Annotated in this window: 10 protein-coding genes; 7 read left to right on the top strand and 3 right to left on the bottom strand. The window is 67.9% G+C overall.

Annotated elements, in window-relative coordinates; translation table 11 throughout:
- From ACFXN1_RS50820 to ACFXN1_RS50805, 4 genes are all read left to right on the top strand, one after another.
- On the top strand, positions 1-630 hold a 630-nt coding region (locus tag ACFXN1_RS50820), incomplete at its 5' end, for a Zn-ribbon domain-containing OB-fold protein (protein ID WP_379464123.1).
- Positions 627-1040 carry a MaoC family dehydratase gene (locus ACFXN1_RS50815; protein ID WP_364606405.1) on the top strand — a complete coding sequence of 138 codons (414 nt, stop codon included), beginning with the start codon at positions 627-629 and terminating at the stop codon, positions 1038-1040. The genes ACFXN1_RS50820 and ACFXN1_RS50815, both read left to right, overlap by 4 nt.
- On the top strand, positions 1037-2212 hold the full coding sequence (locus ACFXN1_RS50810; protein WP_379445168.1) for a lipid-transfer protein: 1176 nt from the start codon (positions 1037-1039) through the stop codon (positions 2210-2212). The genes ACFXN1_RS50815 and ACFXN1_RS50810 overlap by 4 nt, the downstream gene beginning before the upstream one ends.
- Positions 2213-2294: 82 nt before the next feature.
- On the top strand, positions 2295-3143 hold the full coding sequence (locus ACFXN1_RS50805; protein ID WP_379445167.1) for a helix-turn-helix transcriptional regulator: 849 nt from the start codon (positions 2295-2297) through the stop codon (positions 3141-3143).
- 21 nt (positions 3144-3164) lie between these two features.
- Here ACFXN1_RS50805 and ACFXN1_RS50800 read toward each other — a convergent pair whose 3' ends face one another.
- Both ACFXN1_RS50800 and ACFXN1_RS50795 read right to left on the bottom strand, forming a co-directional pair.
- Positions 3165-3599, bottom strand: coding sequence for a PIN domain-containing protein (locus ACFXN1_RS50800; protein WP_379445165.1), 435 nt, complete (start codon positions 3597-3599; stop codon positions 3165-3167).
- Positions 3596-3814 carry a type II toxin-antitoxin system VapB family antitoxin gene (locus tag ACFXN1_RS50795; RefSeq protein ID WP_379445164.1) on the bottom strand — a complete coding sequence of 73 codons (219 nt, stop codon included), beginning with the start codon at positions 3812-3814 and terminating at the stop codon, positions 3596-3598. Before ACFXN1_RS50795 ends, ACFXN1_RS50800 begins: the two co-directional genes overlap by 4 nt.
- A 231-nt stretch (positions 3815-4045) precedes the next feature.
- Here ACFXN1_RS50795 and ACFXN1_RS50790 point away from each other — a divergent pair, with 231 nt between their 5' ends.
- Positions 4046-4363, top strand: a complete 318-nt coding sequence (locus ACFXN1_RS50790; protein WP_379445163.1) for a hypothetical protein — start codon at positions 4046-4048, stop codon at positions 4361-4363.
- Here the strand turns inward: ACFXN1_RS50790 and ACFXN1_RS50785 are convergent.
- The gene (locus tag ACFXN1_RS50785) at positions 4356-4973 is read right to left on the bottom strand and encodes a TetR/AcrR family transcriptional regulator (protein ID WP_379445162.1); all 618 of its coding nucleotides are present in this window, start codon (positions 4971-4973) and stop codon (positions 4356-4358) included. The two genes, ACFXN1_RS50790 and ACFXN1_RS50785, sit on opposite strands and share 8 nt — an antisense overlap.
- Positions 4974-5052: 79 nt before the next feature.
- On the opposite strand from ACFXN1_RS50785, the gene zapE reads away from it, so the two are divergent.
- Positions 5053-6024, top strand: coding sequence for a cell division protein ZapE (gene zapE / locus ACFXN1_RS50780; protein WP_379445161.1), 972 nt, complete (start codon positions 5053-5055; stop codon positions 6022-6024).
- A gap of 137 nt (positions 6025-6161) precedes the next feature.
- Positions 6162-7288, top strand: a 1127-nt coding sequence (locus ACFXN1_RS50775; RefSeq protein WP_379464121.1) for a glycosyltransferase family 4 protein, incomplete at its 3' end; no start/stop codon positions are given.

Raw genomic sequence — 7288 nt, 5'->3', positions numbered from 1 at the left:
GTCTACCACCGCTACCTGCAGCTCGGCGAGCAGGTCACGGTGCGGTCCAGCATCGGCGACATCGTGGGCCCCAAGCGGACCGGGCTCGGCGAGGGCTGGTTCACCACCTACCTCACCAACTGGTACGTGGGTGACGAGCTGGTCACCGAGATGCAGTTCCGCATGCTGAAGTTCGCGCCCGGCACCGGAAAGACGGCCGCTCCCAAGGAATCCGGCGAGGTGTCCGCGGAAGATCTGGCCAAGCGCGTGCGGCCGACCGTGTCCAAGGACACCGAGTTCTTCTGGGACGGAATCAAACTCGGTGAGCTGCGGATCCAGCAGCGGCCCGACGGCTCGCTGCAGCACCCGCCGGTTCCGGCGCTGTGGAAGGACCACTCGGAGCAGACCGACTACGTGGTCGCCTCCGGTCGCGGCACCGTCTTCAGCTTCGTGGTGCACCACGCGCCCAAGGTGCCCGGACGGCAGCTGCCGTACGTGATCGCCCTGGTCGAGCTGGAGGAGGGCGTGCGCATGCTCGGTGAGCTGCGCGGCATCGAGCCGGGCGAGGTCGAGGTCGGCCTGCCGGTCGAGGTGGGCTTCCTGAAGCTCGACGACGACAACACCGTGCCCTACTGGGAGGCCGTGAAATGACCACCGTCGAGCTCTCGGCCGTGCAGGTCGGAACTGTGTTGCCGGAGTTGGTGATTCACGCCGACACCACGTTCATCGTCTCGACGGCGCTGGCCACCCGGGACTTCCAGGACGTGCACCACGACCGCGACAAGGCGGTCGAGCGCGGGTCCAAGGACATCTTCGTCAACATCCTCACCGACACCGGTCTGGTGCAGCGGTTCGTGACGGACTGGGCGGGGCCGCGGGCCATCGTCAAGTCGATCGCGCTGCGGCTGGGCGTGCCGCTGTACGCGGGTGACACCCTCACCCTGAGCGGCACCGTGGCGGCCGTGGACGGCGCGGACATCACCATCGACGTGGTCGGCAAGGACTCGCTCGGCGACCACATCACGGCGAAAGCCGTCATCTCCCTGCAGGAGGCACAGTGAGTGGGCTGAGCCGTAGCGCCGCCATCGTCGGCATCGGCGCGACCGACTTCTCCAAGGACTCCGGCCGCAGCGAACTGCGCCTGGCCGCCGAGGCTGTCACCGCCGCCCTGGCCGACGCGGGACTCACGCCCGCCGATGTGGACGGCCTGACGACCTTCACCATGGACACCAATACCCAGGCCGCCGTGGCGCGCGCCGCTGGTATCCCGTCCCTGAAGTTCTTCAGCAACATCCCCTTCGGCGGTGGCGCGGCCGCCGCGACCGTGCAGCAGGCGGCCATGGCGGTCGCGACCGGTGTCGCGGATGTCGTGGTGGCCTACCGGGCTTTCAACGAGCGCTCCGGAAACCGCTTCGGGCAGTTCGCGACTCACCTCGCGACCGGCAACCCGAGCTCCTCCGGCGTGGACAACGCGTTCTCCTACACCCACGGCCTGGGCACCCCGGCCGCGCAGGTGGCCATGGTGGCGCGCCGCTACATGCACGTATACGGCGCGCGCAGTGAGGATTTCGGCCGGGTGGCCGTCGCCGATCGCAAGCACGCGGCCGTGAACCCGGCGGCGCACTTCTACGGCAAGCCCATCACCCTCGAGGAGCACCAGGCGTCGCGCTGGATCGCGGAGCCACTGCACCTGCTGGACTGCTGCCAGGAGACCGACGGCGGCGTGGCCATCGTGGTCACCAGTGCCGAGCGGGCCAGGGATCTGCCCAACAAGCCCGCGCTGATCGCCGGCGCCGCACAGGGTTCCGGTGCCGACCAGTACGTCATGACCAGCTACTACCGCGACGCCATGACCGGGCTGCCGGAAATGGGCCTGGTCGGCGACCAGCTGTGGGCACAGAGCGGGTTGCGGCCGGAGGACATGCAGGCCGGCATCCTCTACGACCACTTCACCCCGTTCGTCCTCATGCAGCTGGAGGAGCTCGGCTTCTGCGGCCGCGGCGAGGCGAAGGACTTCATCGCCGACGGCGCCATCGAGATCGGCGGCCGCCTGCCGCTGAACACCCACGGCGGCCAGCTCGGCGAGGCCTACATCCACGGCATGAACGGCATCGCCGAGGGCGTCCGCCAGATCCGCGGCACCTCCGTGAATCAGGTCCAGGGCCTGGAGAACATCGTGGTCACCGCCGGCACCGGCGTACCGACCTCGGGTCTGGTGCTCACCGCCAACTGAGCGAGTCGCGAAGGCCCGGATGATCGCCGAGATCGTCCGGGCCTTTCACATGGAACCGCTTGGTATCCATAGAATCGGCCTGGTGTCCGACAAGTCTGAAATGGGCGAGTTTCTTCGGTCGCGCCGGGCGCGATTGCGGCCCGAGGACATCGGCTTGCCGGTGTGGGGGCGGCGGCGGGTGCCCGGGTTGCGGCGCGAGGAGGTCGCGCATCTGGCCGGGGTCAGTGTCGAGTACTACGTGCGGCTGGAACAGGGGCGGGCCGAGGCGGTTTCGGAGGGGATCGTCGATGCCATCGCCACCGCGCTGCTGCTGAGCGAGGACGAGCGACGGCACCTGCGCAATCTGGCGCGCCCACCGCGTTCGCTCTCCCGGGCAGGCGAACCGCTGCGCCCCGGGCTGCAGCAATTACTCGATTCGATGACCCGTGCGCCCGCGTATATCGTCGGGCATCGGACCGACATCCTGGGTTGGAACGCCGCCGCGGTGGCGGTATTCGGCATCGATTTCGCGGAACTGCCCGAATTTGAACGCACGTGGATGCATCTGATCTTCTTCGACCCACACATCAGGGCGATCACGGCCGATGTGGCGCTGGTCGCGGGCCACATCGCCGCGGATATGCGGCTGCAGGCCAGCCACCGGCCCGACGACCCGGAACTGCGGGCCATACTGCGCGACATGAACGAACGCAGTCCCGAGTTCCGGGAGTACTGGGAGACGCACGAGGTCAGCGACTTTCAATACGGCCGCTACATCGTGCACCACCCGCTCGTCGGTGACCTGCACCTGGATTACGAACTGCTCGATATTCCGGCCGATCCCGGGGTACGAGCCCTCATCGCCTACACCCCGGCGCCGGGCACCGATACCGCGCGGGCGCTGGACTCATTGCTGGACGAGAGCACCTCCGAGGCCGAACGGTGCAGCTGATCCGCGAGCCGATGGCCGTGATCAGTCGATGGTGCCTTTCGGCACGACCCACACATGGGGCTGCCGGGTGACTGCGGCGATGTGCTCGAAGTCCGCATCGTAGTGGACGACGACCGCGTCGTGGAATTCGGCGACGGCAGCGGTCATGAGGTCGACGATCCCTGCTGAGCGATGCAGCCCCTGGCGAGCGAGCAACTGCTGAACCTCACGAGCACGATCAGCGATCGCCTCGTTGACAGGCAGGTTCACATAGAGGGCGCGGCGGCGTTGCGCGATCTTCTGCAGATCGGCCAGATTGCGGCCCGAGTAGCCTGCTTCGAGATCAACGGTCAGGCACGTGGCTGCGGCTCGGTCGGCGATCAGCCCGGTGATCACGGTGCGCACGGCGTCGTCGCGGATCCGCGAGGCAGCCGAAGTATCGATGAGGTGCAGTCGGAGCGGCGTGGGTTCGTTCAACGGCGGGCCTGGCGCATGACCTCGGGATCGCCGATGTCCGGGCCGATCCCGATGCTGTACGGGTCGTCGAGGATCTGTTCGATGCGTTGCCTGCGCTCGGCCACGAACTTGAGCGCGGCGTTGACCGTGTCCTTCTTCGTTGTGGTTCCGAGTTCCTTGGCGGCCAGGGCGAGAGCCTCGTCATCGAGGTCGATCATCGTCTTCATATATCTCATGATATGTCTCCGGCATTAGTGCCAGCAATATTCAGCAGGTATTCGGCACGGTCGCCGCTCTGGATTGCTGATCGACCCAAGTCGGTGCCGGTGCTGTTGCGGGGGCTGTCCCGAGGTATCCGGACATAGCGTCGCGTTCCTCGAAAGGTGTGCGGCTACGCAAGATTCGGTGGCGGTTACCGGCGAGGGCGTAGATTGGGGCGCAATTCATCTGTGGGGAAAGGGATCGCGATGACCTTGCGGGAACGGTTGAATGAGCTGCCGGTGATGGGGAGTGCGCCGGTGTACGGGGAACCGTACGAGACTTCCGATGGGACCACGATCATTACGGTCGCGGCCGTGAGTGGCTGGCGCGGGTCGCGGCCGCTCGGCATATTCGTCGTCCGCGACGGTGAGGTCGAGTGGGAGCCGGCCGTGGACGGCTCCCGTATCGCGACCCTCGGTGTCCTCACCGGCCTGATCGCCGCGACCCTCGGCACCTTGGCCCTGGTCAAGCAGCCGCCGTGGCCGAACATGCGCATCTGGGATATCCGCTACCGCGCTAGCTGATGGCCCTGAACTGGGCGGACAATACGGCCGCCAGCTGATTCACGCTTTTCGCGGTACCGGGCGCGAGACCGGTGCGGGCGCCGGCGAAGCGGTCGAAGACCAGGCCCTCGAGGACCGCGATGAAATCGGCTGCGGCAGTGGCCGGGTCGGATGCGCCGAGGGTTTCGAACAGGGTGGTGGCGTGCCGGTGCGAGAAGAGCGAGCTCGCGAGTTTGTCGTGCATGTCGGCATCCCCGAGCAGTTCGATGATGAGGGCGTGCCGGGCGATCAGATGGTTGCGGCGTTGCGCGAGTAGACGATCCAGCCAGCCCGCGATGCCTGCGGCCAGCCGGTCCGGGGCGCTGTCCGTGAGGGTCCCGGGTGCTCCCGTCGGCGCCGCCAGGTCCGCTTGCCCGGTCGCGAAGTCGGTGCGGGAGCGGGTGGTGATGCGGTCCACGATGCCCTCCAGGAGGGCTCGTTTGGTGCGGAAGTAGTAGGACGTCGATCCTGCGGGGAGTTCCAGCGCGGTGTCCAGGGCGCGGTGGGTGAGCGCCCGGAGTCCTTGGGTGGCAATGAGATCGATGGCGCTGTCCACGATGAGGGTGCGCCGGTCGGGTGTGGAGGTGGTCACCTTTGCTCCTCTGCGGCTCCGTGATCCTCTACAACTATAGAGGAAGCTCTACAGAAGTAGAGGAAGCAGGGAGGGTGTCATGGAAACGCCGGAGATCGTGCTCGATGCCGACCAGCGCCACGCCGCCGAGCAGCTGGCCGCCATTGCCGCGCGGGTGGGCCGGAGGTGGCGGCGGCCGCGCGGGCTGTACCTGTACGGCGGTCCGGGGCGCGGCAAGACCATGCTCATGAACCGTTTCTTCGCATCGGTGCCCTCGAATCGCAAGCGGCGCTACCACTTTCACGCCTTCTTCGCGCAGTTGAATGCCGGAATCCACGAGTACGGGAATATCGACGCCTCGGTGGACGCGCTGCTCGGCGACGCGGACCTGATCTGCTTCGACGAATTCCATGTGCACGATTCGGGCGATGCCCGGCTCGTGACACGACTGCTGGACACGCTGTTCGCCCGGCGCGTCACCCTCGTGGTGACTTCGAACTATCCGCCGCTGGACCTGCTGCCCAACCCCCTCATGCACGGCATGTTCGTGCCGACCATCGAGCGGATCCTCGAGCACCTGGACGTGGTGGCGGTGGACGGTCCCCAGGACTACCGCATGCTCGGGGGCCGGCACACCGGCTTCGCCGCCGGGCACTACGTGGTCGGGGCCTGCCCGGTGATCGGCGCGGTCGATCTGCCCGTCGCGCATCGGCGGCTGCACGCCCGCGCGCTGGAAAACGGGGAGCTCACTGTCGATTTCGCGGAGCTGTGCGGTATCCCGGTGTCGGCGGCCGATTTCCTGGAGCTCACCCGTGAGGTCCGCCGCTGGGTGGTGTGCGCGGTGCCGCCCATGGGAACGGTCCCGCCGGACTGGGTGATGCGCTTCGTGAATCTGGTCGACGTGCTCTACGACGCCGACCTGGAACTTTCGATCTTCGCCGACGTGCCGCTGGCGGAGCTGGGCGGTGCCGGCAATGGGGCGAGGGTGGCGATCGAGCGCGTCCCCGATCTCTACCGCACCCTGAGCCGGCTCGCGGAGCTGCGCGAACCGGCAAACCTCGAGTCTCGATAGCCGTTCGGCGAAGCCCCGGTGAACTGGCCGACTTGATCGACGTGCACGGTTCACGTGCCGTCAACGCGGAGGGGGTCTGGCGTTGCGGGCCGCTTCCTACCGTGGCGTCAGGAGCAGCACCGAACCGGAGGGGAACGATGCGAATCCGCGAGCAGGCAAGGGATTCCGCGCCGCGGAACCCGAGCATACCGAGTAGTCCCCATATCCGGAAAAGCGCCCGCCTGCGGGTGCTGGTGGTCGCCGAGTCCTTTCTTCCCCAGGTCAACGGCGTCACCAACTCCGTGCGCCGGGTGCTGGATCACCTGGCCGCCAAGGGTCACGAGGCCACGCTGGTGGCCCCGACCGGTCCCGGCAAGTACGCCGGGTTCCGCGTGCACGTGGTGCGCGGAGCCCGGCTGCCCTTCTACCGGGATTTCCGGATCGGGCTGGAGACCCGCCGCCGGCTGCGCAAGATCATGCGCGAATTCCGGCCCGATGTCGTACATATCGCCTCGCCGGCGACGCTCGGCTATCAGGCGGCCAAGGTCGCGAACGAGCTCGGGATTCCGACCGTCGCCATCTATCAGACCGATCTGGTGGGTTTCGCGCTGCGCTACGACCTGCCCGGCGGCGTCCGCGCCATGACCGCGCTGACCCGGCGCATCCACCTGCGGGTGGACCGCACCCTCGCGCCCTCCACCGCCAGCCTGCGCCAGCTGGAGCTGATGGGCATTCCGGGACTGGGCCGCTGGCCGCGCGGGGTCGACCTGCAGCAGTTCGGTCCGTTCCGGCGGTCGGCGGAACTGCGAAAGCGCCTGGCCCCCAATGGCGAAGCGCTGGTCGGCTATATCGGGCGCCTCGCGCCGGAGAAGGAGCTCGAGCTGCTCGCCGCACTGCGGCCGCTGCCGGGTGTCCGGCTGGTCGTGGTGGGCGGCGGCCCCGAGGAGAAGCGGCTGCGGAAGCTGTTGCCGGACGCGGAGTTCCTCGGCGTGCTGCACGGTGAGGAACTCGCGGCGGCCTATGCGTCGCTGGATGTGTTCGTGCACACCGGCCGCCACGAAACCTATTGCCAGGCAGCGCAGGAGGCGCTGGCTTCCGGTGTGCCGGTGGTCGCGCCCAAGTCGGGCGGCCCGATCGACGTGGTCACGCCCGGCGCGGGTTTCCTCTATCCACCCGGCGACGCCGAGGCGATGACCGAACTGGTGCGCCGCCTGGTCGAGGACCCGCGACTGCACGAGCAGACCGCGCAGACCGCGGTGCGCAGTGTGCGCGACCGGTCCTGGAC

The sequence above is a fragment of the Nocardia sp. NPDC059154 genome (genome assembly GCF_042755705.1).
GTDB lineage: Bacteria > Actinomycetota > Actinomycetes > Mycobacteriales > Mycobacteriaceae > Nocardia.
The sequence above is the reverse complement of the archived record's forward strand: the minus strand, read 5'-3'. Positions and strand labels throughout refer to the sequence as shown.

Excerpts from the sequence above, each read along its gene's own strand:
- ACFXN1_RS50790 (WP_379445163.1), top strand. The coding sequence starts at position 4,046 with ATGACCTTGCGGGAACGGTTGAATGAGCTGCCGGTGATGGGGAGTGCG.
- ACFXN1_RS50795 (WP_379445164.1), bottom strand. The coding sequence starts at position 3,814 with ATGAGATATATGAAGACGATGATCGACCTCGATGACGAGGCTCTCGCC.
- ACFXN1_RS50815 (WP_364606405.1), top strand. The coding sequence starts at position 627 with ATGACCACCGTCGAGCTCTCGGCCGTGCAGGTCGGAACTGTGTTGCCG.
- zapE (WP_379445161.1), top strand. The coding sequence starts at position 5,053 with ATGGAAACGCCGGAGATCGTGCTCGATGCCGACCAGCGCCACGCCGCC.